The sequence below is a fragment of the Desulfobacter latus genome (genome assembly GCF_013389365.1).
GTDB classification, from domain to species: domain Bacteria; phylum Desulfobacterota; class Desulfobacteria; order Desulfobacterales; family Desulfobacteraceae; genus Desulfobacter; species Desulfobacter latus.
The window spans coordinates 41,060-66,819 of sequence record NZ_JACADJ010000009.1; the positions used below are offsets into that span (position 1 = coordinate 41,060).

The following is a 25,760-nucleotide window of genomic DNA, read 5'->3' on the forward strand; positions in this document are numbered from 1 at the left end:
GGAGGAACCATGACTTTTCTATTGAATCTGCTCTGGTTTGTACTTGGCGGGGGATGGGCGGCAGGCCTTTTATGGATTCTTACGGGCTGTATTCTGATGCTCACGGTGGTGGGCATTCCTTTTGGCTGGGCTGCGTTCAGAATTGCAGGCTTTGCCGCCTTTCCCTATGGCAAGACACTTGTGGATGCCAGGGCTGTGGGCGAAGAGGTGATAACCGGTACGACCCTGGCGAACATTTTGTGGATCATTTTTGCGGGGATATGGCTGGCCATCTCGCACATCTCAGCCGGGATCGCCCTTTGTCTGACCATTATCGGCATCCCCTTTGGATTTGCCCATTTCCGGCTGGCTGCCGTATGCTTTGCGCCCTTGGGGACGCGGACGGTTTCGATTTGATATATAATGCCGGTATAAATTTTTATGGGCAGTACGAGTGGAATCCAAAAGGTGGCGTTATTCACTGGACTCACCATGATCCCAATGGCCAGCATGAAGGCGGTTGGTTAAATCATGGCGGGAAAATTTATCAATAAAGAATATCAGGAGGCAATCTTTTATGCAGAAAATTATTTTTTGGGGAAATGCGTATGCTCAAAAGTTGTTAAAATCGATTAAGGCAGGTTCAAGTTTCATACTTGTACTTGCCATGATTTTTTGTTCGATTCACAGTGTATTTGCCGCTGAAAACGGCGGTTCCGCCTATCTGGGCGGCAACGAGGATTTCATGAGCGGGGCCTTGCCCGGCCCGGGGTTTTATCCCATTGTTTACGCGTTTCATTACACTGCAGACGAATTGATGGACAGCAACGGCGACAAAGTGCCTGTGGATTTTGATCTTGATGTCACCGGAACAACATTCCGTTTTATTTATGTCTCTGATATGACCCTGTTCGGGGCCAGTGTCGGCTGGCACGCCATCATACCTGTTCTTGATACCGAGTTTAATGATGCATCCACAACCGGACTTGGAGATATTGAAGTCTCCGCAATGATCCTGGGCTGGCACCTGAGCAAAAATTTTCATCTTATCGGCGCACTGGACATCTGGCTTCCTGTGGGAGAATATAGTGTCGATGATCCGGCTAAGATTGGCCGAAACTACTGGACTGTGGCACCTGTTATTGCGCCAACCTACATCAGTAACACGGGGTTTGAAATTTCGGCAAAACTGCAATATCTGATCAACTTTGAGAATTCAGACACCGATTACACCACAGGACATGAATTCATCTGCGATTACACGGTTGGACAGCACTTCGGCCGCTGGATGTTCGGCCTTAACGGTATGCTCTACCTTCAGTCAACGGATGACGAAGATTCGGGAGACGATATCGGTAACAAGGGCAAGGCATTTTCCATTGGTCCTGCCATTCAGTACAACTACAAAAATATGTTTTTCAACGCAAAAGTACAGTTTGATACCAACGTTGAAAACAGACCTAAAGGCGAAAAATTCTGGTTTAAATTCATGTATGCCTTCTAAGGGGGCCCATAATCAAACTAACTCTTGTTTGCTCAAATTCTTGATTTAGGACCGGTTGATTCAAACATACATTCACCGGGATCTGCGCCACATCCAAATTCATAAAATGCGGCAAGGAAACCCCTGAGTCTTTAGCTCAGGAGAGGAATTGCCGCCCTCCTTATAATAATTTAGTAGTCCAGGTACCGGACCTTAGCACGTCGTATTGTAGGAATAGCCATCAGATGCGTGAAGCAGCCTGCAGTATTTCCAGCTAATGCCCTGTACTGTTTTGTCCACTGTTTTAATGTTAAATGATCCGCTTTTTCTGACAGCGACACGCCCGGTGTACGTTCCAACCTTTTTGCCGGAAGTAACAACCGCCTTTACGATGTCGCCCGTCTGAAACCCTTTGACTTTTTTCTCAGTTGACTTTGCTGTTGTCCGGGGGAATCCGAACTTGTTTACCCTGCACATCTGTCTTGAGCCATGACCGTCTGCCTTTACAATCAACACGGCCTTATCGATCTGAAACATCTTCTCCGGTGTGCTTTTCCCAACACAGGCGGCATCGAGCCAATGCGTTTTGTGAAGTCCCCTGGTCGTCCGGTTGAATTTTGTCAGACCGCCGGAGCCTGTTTCAACCGGCAGTCCGGTTTTTTTCAAGGTACGGAACAAGTCCCATCGGGTCGTGTTGACGGCACCCGCATCCTTGAGCGGCACTTTGGACTGCTTTTGAATTCGTTTCAACAGTCGCGGTTTCCTTGAAAGGAACTGTTCGAGTGACTTATTCCCCTTCTTCCTGTTGCACGCCGTACAGGCCAGTGTCAGATTGCTGACTCTGTTGGAACCGCCTTTCGATCTCGGCACGATATGTTCAATCTCCAATGGGATATCTGTTTTTCCGCAATAGGCACACGTTCTGTCCCATTTTTCCAGAAGGTATTCCCGTACCTCATACCCCATGAGTTCCCCCTGCTGATACGCGACACCGGATATTTCGGGATTCTGTATTTTCTGCATGTCAAACCGAACCAACTCCATTGAAATTGCCTGAATATTGCAAAATCGGCACAACCGGTTGACCCAGGTTTCGATATTGTGAACCCGGCTTTTTAATGAAGGCGGCAGCCATCCTTCCGCCCTGGTCCGGTTATCAAAACGCGGTTTTCGGTATCGCGTTTTCCGGTTTCTCCGGGATCTTCTGATGGCTCGTCTTGATTCCAGATTATTTTTGATCTGTTGGCCTCGATGTCTCAGTTCCATGGCAAAAACAATCTCTCCGGAATCGTCGTTAATCACGGCAATTCCGGTCTCTCTACTGCCCGGATCAATCTTGATCCGCAATGGGTTTGATGCCACGTCCAAGACGGTCTCTTTCAAAATGATTGTGAAGGGGAACTGTCTGAAAACTGCGGCTTTCCCTTCTGTTAAAAGCAGTCTTGCTTTTGCCGGATGTACCGGATTCTGCGGTTTTTTGTTTGTATCCAGAACAAATACGTTCAATTTAAAAATCCTCTTGTTTCCAAGGTAATGTTTGCCGCGTCAATGTTATGACCGGGTTTGGCGCAAGCAGCACCGGCTTAACCCCTTAAACCTGTTTAACCACTTGCCGTAGAACCTGGAGCTGGCGAGTACCCCAGGGTACCTGTTTCCGATCTAACGTAGTACTCGAAGCACTTAGACTGGTCAACTTTAGGGCTTTTTCAAGCCCCTCGGTCTTTAGCCGAGGGGTAGTTGACGACCATTCCTCTGTAGTTGACCTCGTTGGACGAAGCCGCTATGCGGAGACAGCCAGCACTCTGCACCCACCTCTTTTAAAGTCATTTAAAATCATTACATTGTAACTCTGGATTTTCATAGTAGTAAACCCGAAAGGAAGATGCAAGCGCATCTGCCATTGACAAACTATTTCAAAAACGGAGGTTACAATGAACATCAACATCCCCAATGATCCGCAATTCAAAAAATATTACCGCAAGCATATCCAGTGCTTGAAATTGGCAGGCCTGCAACCCAAGACCATTGAAGCCTACTCTCGGGCTATAAGGCGGATAGGTAACTATTTCGACTGCCAAATCTATAATCTGACCGCTGACCAACTCCTTGATTATTTCAACGACCTGCTCGAAAAGCGTTCCTGGAGCGCAGTCAAACTTGATCTCTATGGTCTGAAGTTCTTTTACACCAACGTGCTGGACAAACCCTGGGAGGATATCCCCCTGATTAAACCGCCAAAGACTACCAAAATTCCGGATATTCTCTCAGTAGAGCAACTCCAGCAATTAGTCTGCACCACGCAACAATTGAGTTATAAAGTTTTTTTCTTCACCATCTACTCCCTGGGCTTGCGCCTTGGCGAAGGGATCGGGTTGAAAACCGGAGATATCGATTCTGTTAACATGCGGGTCCACATCCGCGATGCCAAGGGCAACAAGGACAGGTTAGTTCCCCTGCCGGAAAAGACCTTGCAGACCCTGAAAAACTTTTGGGCTGTCCATCGGCACCCGGAGTTCCTCTTCCCTAACCGGAAGCGGGGGGTGAAAAATGCACATCTGGTTGATACTCCCTTGGATAGAGGCGGTATTCAGGCCGCCATGAGGGCTGTGGTCAGGCAACTGGACATTAAAAAAAAATTTCATGCCACTCCCTGCGCCACAGTTACGCAACCCATATGCTGGAATCCGGTGTAGATCTGGTTGAACTCCAGAAAATCCTTGGGCATGTCAGTATCCTGACCACCTCCAGATATACCCACCTGACCACCGTCACTGAAAGCAACGCCCACAAGGCGGTCAACGCCTTGACCGATACCTTCGATATTACCTGGGGAGGTGTCAAATGATTCTGATCTCAACAATAATCAACAAATTCAAGCAAGGTTTTCTGGAGCAATACAAGAATTTAATCTTACCCAGTCACCAAAAGGCCCTCTGGGCCATGGAGCAATGCAGGCAGACGCATGGCCCGCATATGCTGGCAGAATGCACCAACCATGACTGCGGCCAAAGAAGCTATATTCCCCATTCCTGTGGCCACAGAAGCTGCCCTCATTGCCAGAACCATGAAAGTCAGCAATGGATCGAAAATCAGCTGGACAAACGGCTCCCGGCAGACTATTACCTGATTACCTTCACACTGCCAGAGCAACTCCGGGCCTTGGCATGGAAGCACCAAAAAATCGTCTATTCCCTGATGTTTGATTGTGTCCAGGCTACTTTGAAAACCTTTGCTCTGAACGACAAAAAACTTGGCGGAGAAGCCGGGTTCACTGCCATACTCCACACGCATTCACGAGAGCTTGAGTATCACCCTCATATTCATATCGTCATGCCCGGGGCAAGCATCAACATGCAGACAGGTTTATGGAAAAAAAAGACCGGATATCTTTTCAACGAAAGAGCATTAGCAAAGGTCTTTCGGGCAAAAATGCTGGAAGCCTTGGTCGATCAAGGTCTGAAATTGCCCGGAGATTGCCCCAAAAAGTGGATTGCCCATTGCAAAAACGTTGGCAATGGCGACAAGGCCATCATCTATCTTGGAAGGTATTTGTACCGGGGAGTTATTCAGGAAAAGGACATCCTGCGATGCGAAGATGGCATGGTGACCTTTCGCTATCTGCCCGCAAAGTCAAAAAAGTACAAAACCCGGACCGTGACTGGAGAAAAGTTTCTTTATCTGCTCATGTGCCATGTCCTGCCTAAAGGTTTTCGCAGAGTCCGGTGTTATGGATTCCTTCACCACTGCAGCAAGAAACTCATTAAATTTCTTCAGGTCGTACTGCGAGTCAATCCGCTCCGCATGCTTGCCGACAGACAAAAAGAAAGACCCTTTATCACCTGTCCCACTTGTGGTGCAAAGATGAAAATAATTAAAACACAAATTCTCCTGCCCTTGCTGGCCTGACCCGCATAACCGCGTCGAAAGGAGGTGTTGACTAATCCCAAATCCGCACAGCACAGCACTGAGCGTGAAACAAAACCGGTTCTTCCGGCAACGCATACCTGCGCGCAAAAAACAGCCTTTTTGCGTTCAAAAGGCCTCAATAATCTGATGGATCTATTTCAAAGATCAATTTTTCAGAAAAAGAACCGGTCCTGGCCGACAATTATCTGATCAGGGGCGCTTGCTCCGAAAAAGCTATTTTCTATATATTGTGTGACCGGGCTTGTCCAACAAACGGTTCAGATTGTGGTTCGCTCCGCTCTCACAATCTAACCTTATTCGTTGTACGGTGGCCTGCCCCCCCCCCCTACAGCGGCCGATGTTAAGGCCATGGAAACCAATTCCTATATTTTTATTGACATGATTTGAATAGAAAGGCCATAATATAAAGTATAATAACAAGGAAAAATTCTATGACATCCTATTCTGTTATTAAAAATTGTTCATATTGTTTAGCCCATGTTCCCGATCTTGTTCGCTATGGTTCAAAACCGCGCCGGGAAATCGCAAAATATCCCGATCTTGAAGGAAAAATAACTGGGTTGCTTCGTTCTTTTCATGACGCTGCATATTATCCGCCGAATCAGACCTTTCTGGGAAACTATTCTCCGGAAAGGTTGTCCCAAATTCCACGTCCTTGGTATTCGCACCAGGCGGGGATGGTGGCGGAACATGAAAAGCGAATAGGTAAATTCGGTGAAATTGTTGATCAGGAGTTTTTCCTTGCTCTGCTTAAGTCCGCTGATGTATTGAACCCGTCCCTTTTCCAGACAGATGAACATCACACAAGACAACTGAAAACAAGGTTGGAAGCCCACCCGCTGTTTGGTGCTGGTGCAAATCAAATGATCCGGGAAATAGACGCGGATATGTCGGCAGTTCCCTCCGGTTCAGCACTTCCCATATATCATAAGCGAAGAATGTACGGATATTTTCACAGGGATGAACGGGTTGAAGGGGGAGACGATGAAAATCTTGAAGCCCATGATCTTTTGGAAAATCTCTGTACCAAAGCATCCGGTGTATTGGCGCTCAAATGGCTGTTGCATAGGGAAGCAATTGCTCCTGAACAAATTGATTATATCATCAGTTGCGGCGAAGAAGCCTGCGGCGACAGGTATCAACGAGGCGGTGGCGGTATGGCAAAAGCCATAGGTGAAATGTGCGCTTGTGTTAATGCTTCCGGTGTTGATGTCAAAAATTTTTGCGCGGCGCCGGCAGCAGCGTTAATCATGGCTGCTTCATTGGTACAGGCCGGGGTATATGAACGAATTGTCGTCGTTGGCGGCGGTTCCCTGGCCAAACTTGGCATGAAGATTAACGCCTTTTTGACGAACAAGTTGCCCCTTCTGGAGGATTGCCTTGCATCCATGGCCTTTCTGGTTACGTCTGATGATGCAATAAGCCCCATCATCAGGCTTGAATCCGGGGCCGTGGGCAATGTGACCATAGGAGCCGGCACCTCCGAAGAGGCAGTTTATCGTTCCTACCTGTTGAAGCCTTTACAGAATCTCGGATTGCGTTTTACCGATATTGATAAGTATGCAACGGAATTACATAACCCTGAGATAACCGAATTCTCGGGGTCAGGCGATGTTACTAGAAAAAATTACCGGAAAATTGCTGCAATGGCAGTTTTGTCCCACGAGTTGAAGAAAGAGGAGATGAAAGACTGGATTTCTGCCATTGGTATGCCGGGATTTGCGCCAACCCAGGGACATATACCATCGGCTGTGCCTTATGTTGGCCATGCGATGGAGGCTATGCGGGATGGTCATATTGAGCGTGTCATGTTTCTTGCGAAGGCAAGCCTTTTCCTTAATCGATGCACCAATCTTTTTGACGGTGTTTCTTTCTTTTTAGAGCGAAATCCTCGGCTTTCAAAAAAGTGGGGCAAAAAGTGAATGACAGGGCAAGTGATACACTCGATCATCAAGTTTTTTGATCATCGAGATACAGTTAACCAAACAAGACGATGGGGGAAGCAATTATGATAAAAGGAAAAAAAATTTGGGTTTTCGGAGAACGGGATGATATTACTGCTACAGCAGTCAGCACTTGTCTCAAAGCAGCCGGCGCTAAGGTCGTGTATGAGAATACGGCCTGTTTTGTCTGAACTTCAGCAGGCGCTGCAGGTCTTGCAGAACAGGAAGAGGTGAAAAAAATAGCCGATAAGTATGGCACCACTGACTTGCTCGTCGTCTTCGGCTTGAACCAGCCGGCCACCGTAGAGATTTTGGCTAAAACGTTTCACGACGGCGACCCGAGCTATGCTGGTACTCTGGGCGGTGTGGCTCTTGAGTTAAAAAGTTATCATATTCTTGAACTCAAAGCGTTCATTCCTGATGATGTTTGGGAAGAACAAATGGCAATGCATGAACTGGAATTTGAAGATGAGCTTTGGGAGGAGATTCGCCGGATCTTAACGGAAATCCGGGGTGAATAAGCCATGCCGATGCCGGGGCGCAAGATGCTTGTAACTCGACAGTATAGGAATTTCCATTTCCCATTTCCCATTTCCCAGCACCCAGTACCCAGTACCCAGCACCTAACAGTCCGCCCAAAGGGCGCTAATTTAATGATCGAGTTACACGTCAAACACTGTCTGTTGTTCAATATCGGTCATCAATCCTTGCAAAGCAATGCCGACCCGATGATATCGTAATTTCCATTGCTCTTCTTTTGGGGTATTCGGATCTCCTAATGGGTGGGGTATGGAAATAGTCGGGACAATTCTGTTTGCGCCAATATTTTTTGCCACGAGAACTAAATTTGCCATTTGCACGATTGGAATACCGGCACGCTCAACTTCCTTGACCATCGTTGCACCGCAACGCGTACAGGTTCCTCATGTAGATGTCATTATGACCGCATCTATACCGGCAGAGAGCAGATCCGCGACGATTTCTCTGCCCATTCGGCCGGCATCACTTTGGGTAACCCCTGTTCCCACGGTTGAATAAAAGAAGTCATACAGATGACCTATCTTCCCCTCTGTCTCATAGGCCCTTAACGCATCAATGGGCAAACATCTATTGGGGTCCGCGTTGATTGCCGTAGGATCATAGCCGCCGTGGATGGTTTTGAAAACACCTGCTTCTAATCGTTGCATCCCCTCAATGCTGTATTTGCCCCATCTTGTCGCGGAAGCGGATTGTATGTGATCCGGATTATTCACAGGAACAACCCCCCCGGAGGTCAGCACGGCGATTCGCGCTGTCGTCAGGTCCGATACCGGCGGTGCAATGGGCACACGATCCATTTCAGGAATGGGCAATTCCGACTCAAAGGGCTGATCATGAATCTTTTTCAACAACATGTCGACAACACGATCCGCCGCACACACCTTGTCCTCTCTCCAGATTTGATGGCGGTTCCCGCGGACATGATATCCTTCTTCTTCTGCTGTTCCCAGCGGTTGATCTGTCAAAATTTTATCCGCATATGCTGCGAGCTTCCTGAGATCTTCAACCATGGACATGACACTTTCGCCACCGGAAAAGATGATCAAATCCTGCTTATACATATCCACACCCGGATTTTCCGTGTGCATGGAAGTTAAAACAGGTACTGAGAAAGTATCATGAACGGCTTTATTGACGGCTCCGCATGCAAGCCCGTATCGTCCCGCCTTAAAAGCCGGTCCGGAAATGAAAATATCAAACTCTTTATCAGAAAGCAGTTTTAATATCTGTGTTACGGCGTCTTCTTTATTTTCTGATATATAGTTATCGCCACATACGACTGTATGAGTTATCTGGGCATGCTGCAATTGACGATCCAACTCCAGAGCGGGCCCAACGCCTCCTTCTTTGATTTCAGGCAGATGATCTGCACTGCTTTCGCCTCCGATTTGACCAAAAAATTGATTCAGGTATACTATCGCTTTTTTCATGACCTAATCCCTCAAAATTCCTTTATTGTTTTTGTTGACCACCCCACGACCTGGTCACCACAGAACATTGCATTATTTTCCATAATGATCGAACCGTCCGGTCTGACGGAAGGACCTAACAATTCGTCGTCCGACCAGCCCCCCGACATCCCGTCTCTAACGAGTGCCTGTAAATTGCCTAATACAATCCCTGCCGGCGGCAACTCGATCAATTCGGATACATTGCCACAAGAAACAATGGCATTTGCCTTTTCATGCAGATACACTAACGGCTGACTCCTGCCGTCTTTTCCGGTACATTCATTCGTTACCCCTACTGTTTTAATTCCCGCATCTTCCAAGGCGACAATACAGGACGTAAAATCGGAATCCGGATTACCATACCCCTCTTCTGCGACAATGGCGGCCTCAATTCCCAGGGTTTTGGCCATATTAACGACAAACAGCACGGATCGCTCCTTTTGCTCAGATGCGACATTGAGATTGGAGAGAATTACACCGATAAAATTCAATGTCTTACCATGCTCGTTATACAGGCGCTTAATCAGTGGAAAATTCTGAAAATCATAAGTTGACCATTTGGAGGAACTTGGCATAAAACTTCCCGAAACCATTGCACCGTCAAGAATTTCATTGGGATTGATGAGTGTCGGAACGATGTGATTGCAGTCCCAGCCATAGCATAAGGTGTTGTAACCAGGTTCTTCCATTTGTGACTGGACCTGTAGCACCAAGGCAATATTCGGCAACGATGTTATCCTGTCGGGAACACACACCATCTCGTATTCTTCCAGTTCTTCCGGCGCCATGGACTTTACCGAAGAACCTATATATTCTGCCAGCCGCATTCCAGCCCGCCGCAGCGCACGATTTTTCTTTTGAAGGGCTTTATGTTCAAATGTTTCGTCCGTATCTGCAACAAGAGCAATATTATGTAATTGTGAAAAATAGGTGTATTTTGCCCCTTCACCCCCCATATCAATCAGACCGTCCTGATACCCACCCCACTGTTGTCCCACCACAACAACACTACACCCTTTAAGCGCGTGTGTATTCCCCCTGCCGCATTGCGCCAAATGCCCTGTAACCCCGGGAAAAAGCGGCGTTCCGTCCAGTTTAATCCGGGGTTCAAAAGCATCTTTGACAGGTACCAGGCGAACATCATCGCCCGGACGGACAAGAAAGATGTCTGCTTGGGTTATGTGTTCATCTTCATAGACAATGTCTAATGCCTTGCTTTTGTCGATGGTCAGCAGGCCTTTGTGGTATGATAAATTGGTGCCGAACCGAATTTCTTGAACAATAAAATTACCAATTCTGAATTTCAAAGTCAGCTTTCCTCCTTATCCTCAATGAGTCAGGTGAGTTATTCAAATATATCCCGCAACCAAACTTTCTGGTATGCAAGAGTAATAATTTTATTGATGATAATATTGGCCGCTTTTTAATTTGTTAGGATAAAAAAATATATCGTAGTCAGTTTAGACTTGTCAATAGAACGTTTCGCATAATTCAGATTGACCTGTTTTTATAAAGCTGATACGAATACAATTCAAATTTAAACGATTATAAAAAAGGTATCGCCATGCTTAAAATAAAATTTGCTCTAATTATGTTTGCTTTGATCATCTTTGTTTCATTGATTGTTATACCCGTAACTCAAGCGGGTAACACTCTATATTTTGGCGTGATCCCCCTTGAAAGCCAAGATATCATGTTTAAAAAATTTATCCCGCTGGCAAAGTATCTGGAAAAAGAACTCGGAATGGGGGTCGAGCTGGTCATTGGCAAGGATTACCAGGATACAATGGATGCTATTGGGGGCAATAAAATACAGATGGCATACCTCACGCCTACGACATACCCTAAAAGTAAAAAACAGAATCCGGATTCAGATATCCGTTCCCTGGTCCGTTTCCAGTCCAAAGGCCACGGCACCTACCGCTCCTGTATCATCGTACCCATTGACGGCGATGCCGAAGGTGTCGCAGATTTAAAGGGGAAAAAATTCGCATTCGGCAGCAAAAACTCCACCTCATCCCATCTTATGCCACGCTCCATCCTGGCCGCTAAAGGCATTCAATTTAAGGATATCCAGGCTGAGTACCTTGGCAGCCACAGTAATGTTGCTGCCGCAGTCAGTGCAGAACAATTTGCCGGAGGCGGTGTTAAGGAGTCTGTGGCCGAAAAATTTGCCGCCGACGAAGAGGTGAGAATTCTGGTGAAATCAGCGCCTATCCCTGAATTTCCAATCTGCATTAACAAACATGTCAGTTCCGAATTGGAAACAAAAATCGTGGCGGCCTTTAAAAAATTGAACACCGGCAGCGATGATGCAAAGACGGTAATGACGGCAATCAATAAGAAGTACACCGGCGTGGAAGATGCAACGGATGAGGACTACGATGTGATCCGCACAATGATCCTGAATCTCTACGGTGAGGCGTTTTACAATAAATAATTATTAATAAGTACGGGATGCGCATGTTTCGGTTTCAGACAATTAAATTTAAGATACTGCTCCCTTTTTTCATTATCTGGATATTGGTGATCCTGGGGTTGTCTTTTACCATTATCTCCATGCAGACCAACAATACCAGAGCATTGAACAAGGCGGTGGCCGGCACCATGAAAGCCAATGGTGATGAAAATAACCGGGAATTGGTGACCCTGGGCAGTAAACTGACTGCCCAGATGGAAAAAATGGCGGAACTTACCGCCCTGCAGGTCGGAGAACAGATAAAGGAAAATCTGGATCAGGAAGCCCATTCCATTTTAAAGGACTGGGAAGAAAATCTGGTTCAGCAGGGCAGGGCAACCGCTCTACTGTTGAGTCAGATCGCACCGTCGGCCGTTGTGACCAAGGATTATGCTCAGTTGAGAATGCTTGCAAAGTCAGTCAATAATCAAGCCGGGGTCCTTTTTGTTATGTTCCGCAATAAATCCGGCGAAATCATTTCCCGGGCCTATGACCGGAAAAACCCAAGAATCAAAGCCTATAAAACACAGGGAAAGGGGAAAAAGACAGCAGACAAGATTCTTGATGCAGCCGTATCCGACCCGAATCTGATGATTGTTCAACAGGAAATTGCCTTGTCCGGGGAAGTGATTGGGAAAATTGTTCTGGGAATGGATAAAAAACTTTATAAAGCCAAAGTTTCCGAAATTTCCAAACGGTTTAAAGAGATGATTGACGGTAGCCAGGCCAAAATCCGTGATGTCATCGGCACAGAAACGAGTGAATTTCAAACGGGCCTCAATTTGGCAATCAACGGCATCAAAAAAGCCAATGCCGAAGCTCAAAAAATGGCTGGCGCCAGCATTACGGCTGAATCCAGAAAATTCAGTACGTCTATGCGGAACACGATTGTTTTGATCGGCTCCATATCCTCGTTGATTGCCCTGTTTATATTATACGTTTATATCTCCCGCAATATTTCCAACCCATTGGAAAAAATAGTTTCTTTGATCGAGGTCATGAGCAAAGGCGATATTTCGTGCAGATTCCCGGATAATTTAAAATCCAAACAAGATGAAATCGGAACACTGGTCAATTCATTGACCCAAATGATCACAAGCTTCGGGGAGATCATTTCTGATATTGCCCACAGCACACAGACCCTTACAGCCTCTTCTAGCCAGCTTTCAGGGATTTCCGGACAGATGACCGTAAATTCCGGCCAGACCGCTGAAAACGCAATTAGTGTTGCAGGTGCAGCAGAAGAAATGGCAACCAACATGACCAGTGTCGCTGCTGCCACAGAACAGGCAAGTGTGAACATTCAGATGGTGGTTGCTGCAGCAGAAGAGATGACGGCTACGATCAATGAAATCGCAGGTAACACGGCCAGGGGAAGTGAGACAACGGCCCGTGCCGTGGAAACAGCCGGGCAGGTATCTGAAAAGGTCGATAAGCTCGGCACCGCTGCCGGAGAAATCAGTCAGGTGACGGAAGCCATCACCCATATTTCCGAGCAAACCAATCTTCTAGCCTTAAATGCAACCATAGAAGCGGCCCGGGCCGGCGAGGCGGGAAAAGGGTTTGCCGTGGTAGCTGGAGAAATTAAAGATCTTGCCAGGCTGACGGCCGAAGCCACCAGTGAAATAAAAACAAAAATAAGCGGTATGCAGGCAACGACCCAAGAATCTGTTCTTGCAATTGAGACAATTGTTGAAGTGATAAATGAGATAAATGAAATTGTAACCTCTGTTGCAACTGCCATTGAAGAGCAATCGGCAACAACACAGGAAATCACGAATAGTGTCAGTCAGGCTGCTGCCGGGTTGGAAGAGGTTAGCGAAAATGTCAGCCAGACGTCTTCAGTGACAGGTGAGGTCACCCGGAATATCGCCAATGTCAGCCAGGCTGCAAATGAAGTGAAGTCTGATAGCGAACAAATTATGGGAAGTGCTGCCGAATTATCAAATTTAGCTGATAAGCTTAATGAAATGATAGGGCGTTTCAAAATTTAGGCCTTGGTCATATTTTAGGCCATACGGATTTCCGGTAGGTTGGGTTGAGGAACGAAACCCAACGCCAATAAGTTGTTGGGTTTCACTTCGTTCAACCCAACCTACGCTGTGGCCAATGTTATGACCAAGCCCAAAATTTAAATTCAAACTTGCTGTGCTGTTTGAGAGGCAAGGTTGTTAAAAAGTGCGGGATAATAAGGGACTCGGAAAAAATAAGTGTCATAGATTTTTTTTCCGAGTCCCTGAAATTAAAAAATGTCTAAGAGGGGTGGGCCACAAGAACAGGAACATTTGACGCATGGATGACACCCTGGGCCGTACTCCCTAAAAGGATATCCTCAAACCCCTGATCCCCGTGGGTGCCCATAATGATCAGATCAAAATTTCCCAGGGCCGCCTCTTTGGTGATTTCTTCCACCGGGTCTCCTGTTTTGACCATGATGCGGTCTTTCGATAAAGGGCAAGCCGGCATTTCCCGGATCACCTGTTCCGATGTGGTTCGGATACGTTCCGCCAGAACTTTTTCAGCATTTTCAACTGCATCCCGGTTGAATTCCGCCTGTTTTTCAGGGTCCTTTATGTCAAAACCCGCGCCTGCTGAAAATTCTGCTAAAAGATCCGGGATCACATGGATGGCCCATACCTTTGCGTTGAATTTGTTGCCGATGGTACAGGCATAGCGGGCCGCATATTTTGCCGTAGGCGTAATATCCGTGGCAAAAAGGATTTTTTTAATATCTACAACCATAGACCCTTGGGCCTGCTCCGGGGTATCCGGGGCAGGCGCCGCCATTTTGGGAGGCACTGTTTCAGGCCGTCGTTTGTCGCCCAGGGAAGCCGGCCCAAATATTTTATCCGTCAGTTTGACATACCAGGCTGCAGACTGGACCTGGATGATATAGGCCACAGCCACAACCAGCGCCGCCGAGGCCCCTTCTTTGCCGAATGCGTTTATGGCAATGGCCAGGGCAATAGACAGGTTACGCATTACAGAACCGTAAACAAGTGCAATGGCATCCCCCCTGGATAAAAATCGTTTACCCACAAAACTGCTGAAGGTGAAGTTGAATCCGTAAATAATCACCAAGGGGATAAGGATGTAAGCTAACATGGTTGGGGCTGCGGCAATGGCCCGGGCCTTAAGCGCCATGGCAATGAACACGATCCCCACAACGCCCAATGTAGACAGTGGCGGAAATTTGGGTGCCACGGATGTCTTAAATCCTTTTTCTCCATGTTTTTTTACCAGGGTTCTGCGGGTCAGATAACCGGCTGCCATGGGAATAAAGACAATGACCACAATCTGTTTGAAAATAGCGGCCATGTCAATTTCAATGCTTGTGCCCATGAGCATGCGGACATATAACGGTGTGGCAATGGAGCCCAGGGTCAGGCCGATAACCGTCATTTTTACGGCAGCCGCCAGGTTGCCCTTTGCAAATCCGGTCCAGGAAATGGTCATGCCCGAAGTGGGTACCAGCCCTGCCAGAAGCAACCCAAGGGCCATGTAGGGCTGGTCTTTAAAAAAAATCAGGCCCGCAGCATAGGCCAGAAAAGGGACCACGCCAAAGTTGATCGCCTGGGTAAGCACCTGGGCTTTAACATCCCCGCCCTCAAATACCTTCTGGATATTCAATGTTACCATCATGGGGTAGACCATCAAAAAGGTAAATGGAATAATCAGGCTTTTTAAAAAAGCGGCATCCATGAAAATGCCGAATAGAAAGCCGGCCAGCATCATTGCCGGAATTGCCAGGGTCAGATTTTTACTCATTTTCCGCAGCAGTGTCCACATCATTAAATTGTCCTTTTGTGTTAAAGGTTAAATAAACAACATCTCCATACAATGTTAACGCAAAAATAAAAATTTTGGAACAAGCCTTTTTGGGGATTTGGAATATTCAACTTCGTTGCAAGAAACTTGGCAGGGCGAATGGTTTCATGTTAATAAACGCCATACCGTAGGTTCTACGAGATTTTAAGCCTGTGGAGAGGAAATGAGACCTAAGCAGTTTGTTCGGGCACACTCTATGAAGCAGGAATTTCTCATCATTTACGCCTAATAGGTAAGAATGAGTAAGAAGAAAGGAACAGTCGTTGAAAATGATCAAAAAGACATTCAGGCGTTTTCTGTACTATTATCTGTTTCCCTATACGGGCTTATTTCTTGTCAAACTTCTGTCAGCCACCTACCGAGTCAGGATTGTTGATCAGTACAATGAACAGAACATTTTAAAGGCCGGTGGGCGGCTGGTTTATGCCTCATGGCATCAGCGGTTTTTCCCGGGGCTCACCTTTTTGTCAAGCCGTAAGCCCATTACCTGTATCATTTCCCAGAGTCATGATGGTGAAATAGTGGCCCGGGCTGCAACTATTCTTGGTTGGCGGGTCGTGAGGGGCTCTTCATCCCATGGGGGCGGACAGGCCCTTGAAACCGTTAAAAGCCTGGTTGACCAGGGTTACAAGGTCGGTCATGCAGTGGACGGACCCCAAGGGCCGTTCGGCATGGTGAAACCCGGTTTGATCCGCATTGCCCAGTATGCAGATATGCCCATTGTGCCCACCATTATCTCCGGGCAGAACCGTTGGGTTTTCAATTCCTGGGACCGTTTTATGGTACCCAAACCCTTTTCCCGGCTAATCATCCGATTTGCTTCACCTATCCATGTGCCCCGGGATATGGGGCAGGGCGGATTTGAGCAGATGCAGGCGCGTGTGGCCCAATGCCTTAAACAGCTTTATGAGGATACAGATGATATATGGCGGGATGACGCACGTATAAAAGAAATTTTCGGTTAGGGACTCGGATAAAATAAATACCCCCTTTATTATATATTTCTCGTGAGTCGCAAGTTCTATTTAAATTTAAATACTTGTGGCTCATCGCGGGTTAGCGTAAAAAATGTAAATTGATTCATTATAATTAATTTTTGAATTTTATGAAAATTTAACTTGACTCTAAATCTTTTTTGATCTATATTGCCTTTTGTTGTTGCGGGGTGGAGCAGTCTGGTAGCTCGTCGGGCTCATAACCCGAAGGTCGTTGGTTCAAATCCTTCCCCCGCTACCAAGTATATCAAGGCTCTCGGCGGTTTCGCCGGGAGCCTTTGTAGTTTTTTACCTTACCATCGGTGTTGTTTTATCTCATAACGCCTGGAAAGTGTGTCATATTCCTCCCTGAAAACGAATCCGGTAGTATCCGAGGCCAGTGTCTGGGAAGTAAACCGAAATTGAATCACTGTCCCTTTTGCTATGATTGCTTTTCGGGCATCGATTTCCGGGTGGCCTTTTTCTCTTTTGTACACATCCATAATTTTTTCCTGGATCAGCATTCTCTCTTGTTCAAGTTCCGCCACCCGTTTTTTTTCGGCTGAAATGCGTCGAGACATATTAATGAACATATCACCGCATTCATTGTATTCTTTTTCCGATTCTTTTTTGAGGGCTCTTATTTTTTTTTTCAAATCACGAATCCGATCCATATCAACTTTTGTCTTTTGATTTCGATTGTTCAGCATTTTAATTTCCGCCTCAAAATTCGATATATCTTTTTTTTCTAAACTTGAGAACACCTCTCTGAGTTGCTGCTCTAAAGATTGTATATCTTCTTTTATCCGTTTATCTTCTTTTTCAATTTTTTCAATCTCCTTTTTTTTGTCAATTACCTCCAATGAGTCGCCGGCAATTATTTTGCAATTATTTTCCACCCTCACTTTTCGAAAAATGATTTTATTTCTTGCTCGAATCATTGAGGATGTAATATTAACATCTGTAAAAATGCAGGCATTATCACTGTCAATAATTGACCGGGAGACATATATAGAATGCAGAGGGGCGGGACCGGTCTGTTTCTTGTGTATCAATATGGTCCTTAGACTTGTCACTTCACTATTATGGATTGATGAGAGATGAACTTCTCCTAACGCGTTGAGGCGGGCATTTTCGACAAGCTCTCTCACTGTTATTTTTTCCGATGATACAATCGCCCCATTAATCCCCGCGGCAGTTAATTCTTTACACTTTATCTTTTTACCGGAAAGAATCTGTCCATGAACATAAACATCACAGTCATGATTGATTCTTGGACCGTTATCATCCAGATTTCCAGGAATATCTATCACCTGAGAGATGGAAAGCACCCCTTTTTCCGAAAGACTCGGCACACCGTCACATACAGCAAAAAATTCATTTTTTTTTCGTATTACATTGGCACCGGTTTGAATTGGGTAAGCCTCTGCATGGTTTGCAACAAAACACTGATTTACGTTTATTCCCGCCTGTCCTATCGTCCGATAGATGGAAGCCAGTCTTTCTTTTTTATTAACGATCACCGGCTTTAGAGCATCCCCTTTTTTAAAATGCAAGTTTGGGATCAGCTTGTCATGAACCGGAGATTCCCCTTTCGCAATCAATACTTTATCTCCCGGCTTTACCTTATTTTCAAGGAGTCTGTAAATGGCCGGATTGATAATGCCTTTGGTGATTTTTTTTTGATAAAGCCACATCATGATATTCATTGAGGTCATTGAACTCGGAATCTCTTTGTTCAGCTCAATAAAAGCCTGAAGTCTATTTTTAGTATAATGGATTTGGAAATAAGCATCTAGCTCACGGATCATTTCTCGGTGGGCGTTTTTAATATTGCCCCCCAATTTCAAGTTAATGATCTTCATTTTTTGCTGTAGCTGCTTAGCAACGATCTTTTTACGATTTTTTACAGAAAGCCCATAATCTTCCACAAGAATATCTCCGATCCACCTAGGCTTTTGGGGGGCTTTTAGATCTGCTGCCTTATTGTCGATATTTTGTTTTTGATTATCTTCAAAGGCTTTTCTTTCCAGATTCTGACGCTGCAGGGCCTTCACAATATCCTGTTCATTCACCAAGTTTTCTTTAATCGCAATTGCACCAAACAGGGCGTTTTTCTCTTGTTCTTGAATGACGCTAACTGCACTTTTACGCAAAAGGGCTTCCCAGTCCTCTTCTAAGATTCTGTTTTGGATTAACAGGATTTCGTCTCTTATCTCAGGGGTCATTTCTTTCTGGTCAACAAGGATGTCTCCGATAATATGATTTTTTTTACTTTGGAGATACAACCGGGTCTGTTCGGAAAGGGCGTTGTCAATGGTCTGTTTTGTGGCAAATTGGTTCTTGACCGCGATCTCACCAAATTTTTTATCCATGGCTTTAATTTCAAGATGAACCGCACTTTTATAAATAAATTCCAGTTGGGATGAATCTATCAGTTTACGTTTCAGTAAAGCCAGGTCAATATTTTCCAGCCGTTGGTGGAGATAATTGTCAGTGGCGGTTTCCTGAAGTTCTTTGAGAATATTTTCCAAATCATCAAACCGGTGATCCTTTGGCGCTTCGCTCTCACCGATATCTTTTAACTGCTGAGAAAAGGTATTTGTGATGAATTGATGGGCAAGCTTCAAGATGATCTGATTATATCTAAAAAATTCTCGGCACAGTATTTCATGCTGAATAATGTCCCGAACAGTTTCAACAGCGTCAAGTGAAGGCTGTCGTCCCTGATCACGCTCTTTTTCAAGAACAGTTTTGATGACCTGGTACTCTTTTTTTGAAATCAGTTTCTTTACCCGGATGATATCGAGAATTCGTACATTTGATTGATACAGTAAATCGTTCATAAATGTTTTAACGTCCAGTAATAATTTTTAATCAGTCAATTTCATTGTATTTAGGAAGATTAGGTCCATAGAACTTAAGTTGTCCAGGCAAATCCGGCTCGAACCGGGTAATGATCGGATGGAAAAAGGCTGTTAAAGGCGTCTTGTATCACCTGCTCGAATACGGGAGATAGACCGTTTCTGTATAGTATCCAGTCGATGTGACGTCCCGTTTCTTTCCCGGTAAAATTGTGGAAGGTGGTGACGGATTCGCCTTCCATGACCAGATCAAATCCCCGGGATTTAAAACAATGATGGGCCGGTGAATCCGGGGTAGTATTAAAGTCGCCGGTGATGATTTGCGGTATTCCCTTTGGAAAATATTTAAGAAAGTCCATGAGCAGACCGGCACTTTTTTGCTGGACTTCGGATGCAAAATCAAAGTGGGTGTTTGCCATGAGCAGGTACTGGTTTTTCTTTTTAAACCATCCAATGATACACTGACGGGGCCATATCGAACCGAAAAGCTGGGAAGGGAGGTCCGGGGTGCGGCTTAAAAAAAAGTGGCGGTGACCCAGGCATTCCCAGGACGGGTCGAACAGGATCAGGTTATTCTGCCACCATTCAAGCCTTTTGTAGTACCAGCCAATGTGACCGTAGTGCCTCAGTGAGCGGATCAGAAATTCGGCCTGGAAATGGTTGACCTCCTGGAAGCCGATAAAGTCGCAGGGGTAGTCTTCCAGGATTTTCGACACCAGAGGCTTCCGGTGTTCCCAGGCATAGGGACCGTCCTTGGCCAGACCGAACCGGAGATTAAACGTCATGACGGTGACCGGGTCATCGGTTCTTTTTTTGTCCGTTTCGAGGACGGATATAGGGGATATTTCTGTCATCAAAACATAGAATGCGATATTCCGTTCCGCCTGTCAATACCCGGTCCAGGGCCAACGCATATTAAATTAGCGCCCTTTGGGCGGGCTGTTAGGTGCTGGGTGCTGGGTGCTGGGTGCTGGGTGCTGGGAAATGGAAATTCCTATACTCTCGAGTTTAAGGTTTTCCCGCCGCTTGCACAAAGCCTGTAAATGATGCTATAGATGCCCAGATTAAACTGGATGGTATTATGTATAAAGACAAGGTATTTGCAAAAAAACGGACCACGATTACACCTTTCAGGTTTAATGAAAAAGTCGCCCGGGTATTTGACGATATGCTGGTCAGATCAGTGCCGCTGTATGGTGAAATATTAAAACAGCAGGCAAGGATTGCCCGGCAGTACTATAAATCCGGTACACAGATATTTGATCTGGGCTGTTCCCATGGTAATCTAGGCATTTTGCTTCTTGACTGCTTTGATGGTGTTGAATTTAAAATGATTGCTGTTGACAGTGCTGAACCCATGATCAGGCGATTTAAAAAGCGGCTTGCCGTTCATGACCGCCAGGGCTGTATTGACCTTGCCTGTGCCTGTATTGAACATATTTTAATTTCAAATGCATCTGTGGTGGTTATCAACTTGACCTTGCAGTTCCTGGATGCTAAAAAACGGGACGCTCTGATTCAATCCGCCTTTAATGGGCTTTGCAAAGGCGGTATATTGCTGCTGACGGAAAAGACCGTTCATCCTGACCCCAAAATGAATGTTCTGGAGCAGGAATATTATTATGAGTTTAAAAGGGAAAACGGATATACGGAACTTGAAATCAGTCAAAAACGGGATGCTCTGGAACAGGTACTGGTTCCCGAGACCGTGGCAGACCATGAAAACCGTATCCAAAAAGCCGGATTTGCGTCATTCAATGTTTGGCTGAAGTGGTTTAATTTTACATCTATGATGGCCGTTAAATAGAATCGTATCTGCGTTGGGCGTCCGTTTTCCAAATGGGCATCATGGCGCAATAACTATGGTATTGAGGTGATGATCAAGTAAAATTTTAAAACGCGGGTATGAGCCTATATTAATATTGCATGATCAATCATTTTCCATTATCATTATACGCAATAATCAAGTTTTTGTGACTGGATTAAATTAGCGTCCTTTGGGCGGGCTGTTAGATACTGGGTACTGGGTACTGGGTACTGGGTACTGGGGAATGGGGAATGGGGAATGGGGAATGGAAATTCCTATACTATAAATTTAAACGTTGATCATATAATCACAAAAACTGAGAAAAAATATTAAGCAACTTTTATAAAGGCCTGGTGACTGTGATAAGAACTGAAGCGTCCTCATTCTTATGCCGTCTAAAAAACATATGAGCGGAAGAGCCATGGGTAGATTGGAGCCTACGCCCTCTCTATCGTTCAAAAATTGTTCTTGCTGAGTAACTTTGGCAATTCATCATTAAAAACTTGAAGATCGAGATTATATAATGTTTAATCAAGAACAGCTTAATGCCATTGACACGATAATCAAGTCCCACCTGATTGATTCAGGTGTTGAAAATGTGATTTATATTGATCTGGCTGGTAATTCAATTACCCAGCATGATAACGGGAATTCAACCCTGGATTACATGGCATTTGCGGCACTTGCGGCTGGAAATTTTGCCGCAGTCGACGCCATGGCCAAACTTATCGGGGAGTCTGAGTTTTCACTGTTGTTTCATAAAGGGGAAAAATCGAGTATACATTTCAGCAAAGTAACGGAAGATACAATTTTGATTACCATGTTTCCCAAAACGATTTCCCTGGGGATCGTCCGGTTAAAAGTGGCCAAAGTCGTTACAGAGATCAATGAGATTTGCAGTGCCTGACCAGCTGACAGTTAATTTTTATTTTTTACATCTATAAAAAAGGGGTCATGGCTTGGCACTTGTAAATGTAAAAACAAAAGAAGTTAAAGTTAAAATAGTCTATTACGGCCCTGGACGGGGCGGTAAAACAACTAATCTCGAGTATATTAACAACACCTACAGAAACCAAATTAAATCCGAGATGGTTAGCTTGAAAACCCAGGACGACAGAACTCTTTTCTTTGACTTTCTCCCTTTTGACATTGGCCGGATTAAGGGTTTCAAAGTTATTATCCAGCTTTATACCGTCCCGGGCCAGGTAAAGTACAACGCGACCCGCCGTCTCGTTCTCAAAGGGGTGGATGGTATTGTTTTTGTCGCGGATATTCAAAAGTTCCAACGTAAAAGAAATATTGAATCTCTGAACCAGCTCTACGAAAATTTGAAGACTCATAACCTGGACCTGTTTGAACTGCCCCTGGTGATGCAATATAACAAAGTCGACCTAGCCAACAAAGGGGAGGATGTGATACCTACAAAAATCTTACAACAAGATTTAAATTCGGTACTCCGTGTCCCCGCATTTGAAGCGAGTGCGCTTGGTGGCGGTAATGTGATGAAAACGCTCAAAAAAATCATTTCCATGACACTTGCATCCATTCAGGATCAGCTTTTTTAAGGAGGCGAATTGGACCAAGACAGCAATTCAAAGATCACCTCAACCATTCAAGAGCTTTCAGGGTTGATTGCCTCTTTTGAGAACGGCATACCCGGTCAAGATGTGCAATTGTTCGTACAGACCGCTTCCGGCCTCAAAATAGAGCTTGAGGATCAAAAACAATTGTCGCCTATCGGGCAAATGATTCTTTCACTTGGAAAGTACCTGGCATCCAAACAGGCGGCAGCCCATCAGGGAACTTTGCCGTTGTTGCAGGAACTGCTTGATGCCTTGAAGACTTTAATAACGGGTACGGACCTGGATCCGGCAGGGCAAGAGCGGCTGGTAAAGGAAATGATCCGTAAATTCAATTCGTTTAAGGAAATTATTGTTCCGCCGGCCCCGGCTCCCGGAGATCTGGATGAATTGAAAGCCGTTGTGTTGTCCATTGACTGGGAAATCACAAGTGGGACCATCAATCAATTTATCGGGGCTGTGGATCATTTGCTTCAAAAATGGAGGGGGCATTGGGTAAATATCAACCTCCTTAAGATCATGCGGACTATGGTAAATTATATCGAATCTAAACAGGCGGCTGCCCATACGGACTCCATTGATGTCTTAAAGTCCGTTTATATTATTCTTGAAAAAGTGGTTCATCAGCCTGGATTGAGTGTTACTGAAAAAAAGCAACATCTTGATCAAGCAATTGTGTTGTTTAACAGCTTCAAAAAACGGGCTGTATCGTCCCATGGCAAAATTGTTGAGCCCGGACAGGAAGATTCTTATCCGTCTCAGCAGGAGATGCCTCCCGCCCTTTCCCACTTAAGTCATGAAACAAAACAAACTCCGGAGGAGAGTTCGGAAGTCACATTGCTTGACCTTGAAAAAGCCATGGTGCAACCGGTTTCGCGGAATAAAGAGGATGAGGAGAATATACAGCCGGCCCTGCAAGGGAAACGGAGCGATTCACCGGGACCTGGCAATGTGATGGATAATCTCTTAAATCCCAAAGAAACAGAAGCGGATAAGATGCTGGACAGCATCCATCTTATGGACGTTAACAGCATAAATCCGATTCACAACCCTGCTGCAATGGCCGGGGCTGATCGTGAACTCAAACCGGGTATAAGCGAAATTACCCGTTATGATAAACAATCTAAACCGATTCCGGAAATCGAAGATACACTGAATGAATTCTTTGGTATTGATATGGCGTTGGATGCGGGTGAAGACGTTGGTTTAGAAGATCCTTCAGAAACAGAGGCCCTGCAAAACAATACGGATTCGGATTCGGATACAGATTCGGATTCGGATTCGGATTCGGACGGTATCGTCCCATTTGACTATGAAGATGAGGTTGATGAGACCTTAGATTCCTCGTCCCAGATTCCGGTTAGTGCATCAGATGATGGGGATTTAACCATCCTTAAGGGTTTAGAAGAGGCCTTTTGCCGGATTCCGGCGAATATTGACCAGACAGGCCGGACAAAAATATTACAGGACCTGGAGAGACTTGGAACCAAATGGGAGGGCGAGCCGGTAAAATCAAGCCTGGTTAAAATAATTGGGGTACTGTTTGACAGGCTGAGTATTCCTGAGGTTGAGCAACCGTTGGTTCAGGAAGGAACTTTCAGGTCAGACGATCACGATCTGCAGGCAGGGACCGAACCAAAGCAGGAACCGGGTATAACCGACAGCCCATCTCCGGACCCTGACCCACAAAAAGGCATATTGTCAAAATTGAAACGTTTTTTTAGATTTTGACTTTGACTTTGACCTGACATGAGAATCAAATGATTGCTTTTTGCGAAGACTGCGGAAACAAAAACCATCTGCCTGATCAGGCAGATGGAACAAAAAGGATCATTTTTCGATGCAGCAGGTGTGGATATCCCAATAACTATGCTGTCCAGGATACCCCACATCCTGACAATACATGTGAATACGATCATGGACATGGGGTTGGGGTGTTCGATTTGTTGCTTGGCGCAATATCCGCCCTGCCCGAAATTGACGGGTCCTTTGTTTTCAGCAATGCTGATGGATTGATTGCATTCAACATGCCCGGGCTGTTTTCTGAAAAACAGACAAAAGCCTTGGCAGTGCTTTTAGAACAGACGTATGAAGGCCCTAAACAGGTATACCGCGGTATTAAAGATATGGTGCTGGTCACACAAAACAAAGCAGTCCTGGTAAAATCTCTGGGCCGGTCTAAGTTTCTTGTGGTGGTTGCCGCCCGGTTTCCGTTACCTGTCCAAATCATGGAAAAACTAAACAATTTGATCGCCTCTTTTGGAAAGAAGAGATCAAAAATGACGCTATAATGAATAATGAATAAAAAGATAAAGGTATTGGAAAAAATAGCGCGTATAAAAGGGGTTCGAGAGTTCCTGCTGGTAGATGAAAACCGTGTTATCAAATCCCATGGGGCAAAAGATCCTGAAAAAAAGGCCGAATCTCTAATAAACTGCAGTCAAAAAGCCGGAAGTATATCTAAATCCGGGTATCAATATCTTTTTTTTTCCAGGGAGAACCAAAACCATTTGCTGGTATTCCCTGTTGGCACATTTGCTCTGGGAATTATACAGGAAAAGGGCGTAAACAGTCTTATGCTGGCAAACCAGGTTAAAAAGGCATTAAAAGATATCGATTTTTTATATGAAATAAAGGAGTCACTCACTCATGACCGCTGAAACCATTATTCTGGTTTTTACTCTGGCTATTTACCTTATCATCATTTTTGTATTCAACAAGGCACGGATGAAATATTCCGGCGGCAAGATCGGTAAGGTGATCAATTTGATACTGGTGACGGTATCTTTGTTGTTTATTTCTGATTATCTGGTGTTTTTAGAAAGTTACCTGGATTCGGAAAGTCTGAATATTCTAAGATCCATGTCCAGAACAGCCGGGCTCGGATTTCTGGCATATGGAGGGGCAAAGATAGCCGATTCATAAA

The 25,760-nt window shown here is 45.3% G+C and carries 22 protein-coding genes, 1 tRNA gene and 1 pseudogene; 18 read left to right on the plus strand and 6 right to left on the minus strand.

The genetic code is table 11. The features are described from left to right. Nucleotides 1-9: 9 nt before the first annotated feature. Genes HXW94_RS04475 through HXW94_RS04485 form a run of 3 tightly spaced genes read left to right on the plus strand, consistent with a single transcriptional unit; the run spans nucleotide 10 to nucleotide 1,483 of the window. A complete protein-coding gene (locus HXW94_RS04475; RefSeq protein WP_178365694.1) occupies nucleotides 10-396 on the plus strand; it encodes a YccF domain-containing protein in 387 nt (128 codons plus the stop codon). Further along, nucleotides 357-533 (plus strand): DUF3465 domain-containing protein, encoded by a 177-nt coding sequence (locus tag HXW94_RS20295; protein WP_178365695.1) that lies wholly within the window; start codon nucleotides 357-359, stop codon nucleotides 531-533. The genes HXW94_RS04475 and HXW94_RS20295 overlap by 40 nt, the downstream gene beginning before the upstream one ends. Nucleotides 534-556: 23 nt before the next feature. Then, nucleotides 557-1,483 (plus strand): SphA family protein, encoded by a 927-nt coding sequence (locus HXW94_RS04485; protein WP_178365696.1) that lies wholly within the window; start codon nucleotides 557-559, stop codon nucleotides 1,481-1,483. Nucleotides 1,484-1,675: 192 nt separating this feature from the next. Here the strand turns inward: HXW94_RS04485 and iscB are convergent, their stop codons facing one another. Next, the gene (gene iscB / locus HXW94_RS04490) at nucleotides 1,676-2,968 is read right to left on the minus strand and encodes an RNA-guided endonuclease IscB (protein ID WP_178365697.1); all 1,293 of its coding nucleotides are present in this window, start codon (nucleotides 2,966-2,968) and stop codon (nucleotides 1,676-1,678) included. Nucleotides 2,969-3,393: 425 nt separating this feature from the next. Between iscB and HXW94_RS19810 the strand changes: the two are divergent. From HXW94_RS19810 to grdA, 4 genes and pseudogenes are all read left to right on the plus strand, one after another. Beyond that, nucleotides 3,394-4,307: pseudogene (locus HXW94_RS19810) on the plus strand (tyrosine-type recombinase/integrase). Beyond that, nucleotides 4,304-5,368 (plus strand): IS91 family transposase, encoded by a 1,065-nt coding sequence (locus HXW94_RS04505; protein ID WP_178365700.1) that lies wholly within the window; start codon nucleotides 4,304-4,306, stop codon nucleotides 5,366-5,368. Before HXW94_RS19810 ends, HXW94_RS04505 begins: the two are co-directional and overlap by 4 nt. A gap of 452 nt (nucleotides 5,369-5,820) precedes the next feature. Continuing rightward, nucleotides 5,821-7,311 (plus strand): glycine/sarcosine/betaine reductase complex component C subunit beta, encoded by a 1,491-nt coding sequence (grdC, locus tag HXW94_RS04510; protein WP_178365701.1) that lies wholly within the window; start codon nucleotides 5,821-5,823, stop codon nucleotides 7,309-7,311. Nucleotides 7,312-7,397: 86 nt separating this feature from the next. Next, the gene (gene grdA, locus HXW94_RS04520; protein ID WP_246293734.1) at nucleotides 7,398-7,853 is read left to right on the plus strand and encodes a glycine/sarcosine/betaine reductase complex selenoprotein A; all 456 of its coding nucleotides are present in this window, start codon (nucleotides 7,398-7,400) and stop codon (nucleotides 7,851-7,853) included. A 141-nt stretch (nucleotides 7,854-7,994) separates the two neighbouring features. Here the strand turns inward: grdA and HXW94_RS04525 are convergent, their stop codons facing one another. Both HXW94_RS04525 and HXW94_RS04530 read right to left on the minus strand, forming a co-directional pair. Next, entirely contained in the window at nucleotides 7,995-9,302 is a 1,308-nt protein-coding gene (locus HXW94_RS04525; RefSeq protein ID WP_178365704.1) for a glycine/betaine/sarcosine/D-proline family reductase selenoprotein B, read from the minus strand. Nucleotides 9,303-9,313: 11 nt separating this feature from the next. Then, nucleotides 9,314-10,630 carry a glycine/sarcosine/betaine reductase component B subunit gene (locus HXW94_RS04530; protein ID WP_178365705.1) on the minus strand — a complete coding sequence of 439 codons (1,317 nt, stop codon included), beginning with the start codon at nucleotides 10,628-10,630 and terminating at the stop codon, nucleotides 9,314-9,316. Nucleotides 10,631-10,914: 284 nt separating this feature from the next. Between HXW94_RS04530 and phnD the strand changes: the two genes are divergently transcribed. Next, nucleotides 10,915-11,763, plus strand: coding sequence for a phosphate/phosphite/phosphonate ABC transporter substrate-binding protein (gene phnD, locus HXW94_RS04535; RefSeq protein WP_246293745.1), 849 nt, complete (start codon nucleotides 10,915-10,917; stop codon nucleotides 11,761-11,763). Nucleotides 11,764-11,786: 23 nt separating this feature from the next. Beyond that, nucleotides 11,787-13,775, plus strand: a complete 1,989-nt coding sequence (locus tag HXW94_RS04540; RefSeq protein WP_246293735.1) for a methyl-accepting chemotaxis protein — start codon at nucleotides 11,787-11,789, stop codon at nucleotides 13,773-13,775. A 259-nt stretch (nucleotides 13,776-14,034) separates the two neighbouring features. On the opposite strand, the gene HXW94_RS04545 is transcribed toward HXW94_RS04540, so the two are convergent. Further along, nucleotides 14,035-15,573, minus strand: a complete 1,539-nt coding sequence (locus HXW94_RS04545; RefSeq protein WP_246293736.1) for a universal stress protein — start codon at nucleotides 15,571-15,573, stop codon at nucleotides 14,035-14,037. A 305-nt stretch (nucleotides 15,574-15,878) separates the two neighbouring features. Here HXW94_RS04545 and HXW94_RS04550 point away from each other — a divergent pair, with 305 nt between their 5' ends. Continuing rightward, nucleotides 15,879-16,574 carry a lysophospholipid acyltransferase family protein gene (locus HXW94_RS04550; RefSeq protein WP_178365707.1) on the plus strand — a complete coding sequence of 232 codons (696 nt, stop codon included), beginning with the start codon at nucleotides 15,879-15,881 and terminating at the stop codon, nucleotides 16,572-16,574. A 194-nt stretch (nucleotides 16,575-16,768) separates the two neighbouring features. Next, nucleotides 16,769-16,845, plus strand: a tRNA-Met gene (locus HXW94_RS04555). A gap of 52 nt (nucleotides 16,846-16,897) precedes the next feature. Here HXW94_RS04555 and HXW94_RS04560 read toward each other — a convergent pair. Both HXW94_RS04560 and HXW94_RS04565 read right to left on the minus strand, forming a co-directional pair. Next, complete coding sequence (locus tag HXW94_RS04560) at nucleotides 16,898-19,429, minus strand: hypothetical protein (RefSeq protein ID WP_178365708.1); 2,532 nt, start codon at nucleotides 19,427-19,429, stop codon at nucleotides 16,898-16,900. Nucleotides 19,430-19,503: 74 nt separating this feature from the next. Next, nucleotides 19,504-20,301, minus strand: coding sequence for an endonuclease/exonuclease/phosphatase family protein (locus tag HXW94_RS04565; protein WP_178365709.1), 798 nt, complete (start codon nucleotides 20,299-20,301; stop codon nucleotides 19,504-19,506). Between the two features lie 227 nt (nucleotides 20,302-20,528). On the opposite strand from HXW94_RS04565, the gene cmoA reads away from it, so the two are divergent. The 7 genes from cmoA (at nucleotide 20,529) to HXW94_RS04600 (ending at nucleotide 25,759) form a co-directional block, all read left to right on the plus strand. Next, nucleotides 20,529-21,254 carry a carboxy-S-adenosyl-L-methionine synthase CmoA gene (cmoA, locus tag HXW94_RS04570; RefSeq protein ID WP_246293737.1) on the plus strand — a complete coding sequence of 242 codons (726 nt, stop codon included), beginning with the start codon at nucleotides 20,529-20,531 and terminating at the stop codon, nucleotides 21,252-21,254. 523 nt (nucleotides 21,255-21,777) lie between these two features. Further along, on the plus strand, nucleotides 21,778-22,161 hold the full coding sequence (locus HXW94_RS04575) for a roadblock/LC7 domain-containing protein (RefSeq protein WP_178365710.1): 384 nt from the start codon (nucleotides 21,778-21,780) through the stop codon (nucleotides 22,159-22,161). 52 nt (nucleotides 22,162-22,213) lie between these two features. Beyond that, nucleotides 22,214-22,819, plus strand: a complete 606-nt coding sequence (locus HXW94_RS04580; protein WP_178365711.1) for a GTP-binding protein — start codon at nucleotides 22,214-22,216, stop codon at nucleotides 22,817-22,819. Between the two features lie 9 nt (nucleotides 22,820-22,828). After that, nucleotides 22,829-24,565: a hypothetical protein gene (locus HXW94_RS04585; RefSeq protein ID WP_178365712.1), complete on the plus strand. Its 1,737-nt coding sequence runs from the start codon at nucleotides 22,829-22,831 to the stop codon at nucleotides 24,563-24,565. Nucleotides 24,566-24,594: 29 nt separating this feature from the next. Next, on the plus strand, nucleotides 24,595-25,125 hold the full coding sequence (locus HXW94_RS04590) for a hypothetical protein (RefSeq protein WP_178365713.1): 531 nt from the start codon (nucleotides 24,595-24,597) through the stop codon (nucleotides 25,123-25,125). Nucleotides 25,126-25,131: 6 nt separating this feature from the next. Continuing rightward, complete coding sequence (locus HXW94_RS04595; RefSeq protein ID WP_178365714.1) at nucleotides 25,132-25,494, plus strand: hypothetical protein; 363 nt, start codon at nucleotides 25,132-25,134, stop codon at nucleotides 25,492-25,494. After that, complete coding sequence (locus HXW94_RS04600; RefSeq protein WP_178365715.1) at nucleotides 25,484-25,759, plus strand: hypothetical protein; 276 nt, start codon at nucleotides 25,484-25,486, stop codon at nucleotides 25,757-25,759. Before HXW94_RS04595 ends, HXW94_RS04600 begins: the two co-directional genes overlap by 11 nt. Nucleotide 25,760 lies beyond the last annotated feature (1 nt).

Excerpts from the sequence above, each read along its gene's own strand:
- HXW94_RS04560 (WP_178365708.1), bottom strand. The coding sequence starts at position 19,429 with ATGAACGATTTACTGTATCAATCAAATGTACGAATTCTCGATATCATC.
- HXW94_RS04545 (WP_246293736.1), bottom strand. The coding sequence starts at position 15,573 with ATGATGTGGACACTGCTGCGGAAAATGAGTAAAAATCTGACCCTGGCA.
- HXW94_RS04550 (WP_178365707.1), top strand. The coding sequence starts at position 15,879 with ATGATCAAAAAGACATTCAGGCGTTTTCTGTACTATTATCTGTTTCCC.
- HXW94_RS04595 (WP_178365714.1), top strand. The coding sequence starts at position 25,132 with ATGAATAAAAAGATAAAGGTATTGGAAAAAATAGCGCGTATAAAAGGG.
- HXW94_RS04485 (WP_178365696.1), top strand. The coding sequence starts at position 557 with ATGCAGAAAATTATTTTTTGGGGAAATGCGTATGCTCAAAAGTTGTTA.
- HXW94_RS04475 (WP_178365694.1), top strand. The coding sequence starts at position 10 with ATGACTTTTCTATTGAATCTGCTCTGGTTTGTACTTGGCGGGGGATGG.
- HXW94_RS04565 (WP_178365709.1), bottom strand. The coding sequence starts at position 20,301 with ATGACAGAAATATCCCCTATATCCGTCCTCGAAACGGACAAAAAAAGA.
- HXW94_RS04600 (WP_178365715.1), top strand. The coding sequence starts at position 25,484 with ATGACCGCTGAAACCATTATTCTGGTTTTTACTCTGGCTATTTACCTT.
- HXW94_RS04590 (WP_178365713.1), top strand. The coding sequence starts at position 24,595 with ATGATTGCTTTTTGCGAAGACTGCGGAAACAAAAACCATCTGCCTGAT.
- HXW94_RS04575 (WP_178365710.1), top strand. The coding sequence starts at position 21,778 with ATGTTTAATCAAGAACAGCTTAATGCCATTGACACGATAATCAAGTCC.
- phnD (WP_246293745.1), top strand. The coding sequence starts at position 10,915 with ATGTTTGCTTTGATCATCTTTGTTTCATTGATTGTTATACCCGTAACT.
- HXW94_RS04540 (WP_246293735.1), top strand. The coding sequence starts at position 11,787 with ATGTTTCGGTTTCAGACAATTAAATTTAAGATACTGCTCCCTTTTTTC.
- HXW94_RS20295 (WP_178365695.1), top strand. The coding sequence starts at position 357 with ATGCTTTGCGCCCTTGGGGACGCGGACGGTTTCGATTTGATATATAAT.
- grdC (WP_178365701.1), top strand. The coding sequence starts at position 5,821 with ATGACATCCTATTCTGTTATTAAAAATTGTTCATATTGTTTAGCCCAT.
- cmoA (WP_246293737.1), top strand. The coding sequence starts at position 20,529 with ATGTATAAAGACAAGGTATTTGCAAAAAAACGGACCACGATTACACCT.
- HXW94_RS04505 (WP_178365700.1), top strand. The coding sequence starts at position 4,304 with ATGATTCTGATCTCAACAATAATCAACAAATTCAAGCAAGGTTTTCTG.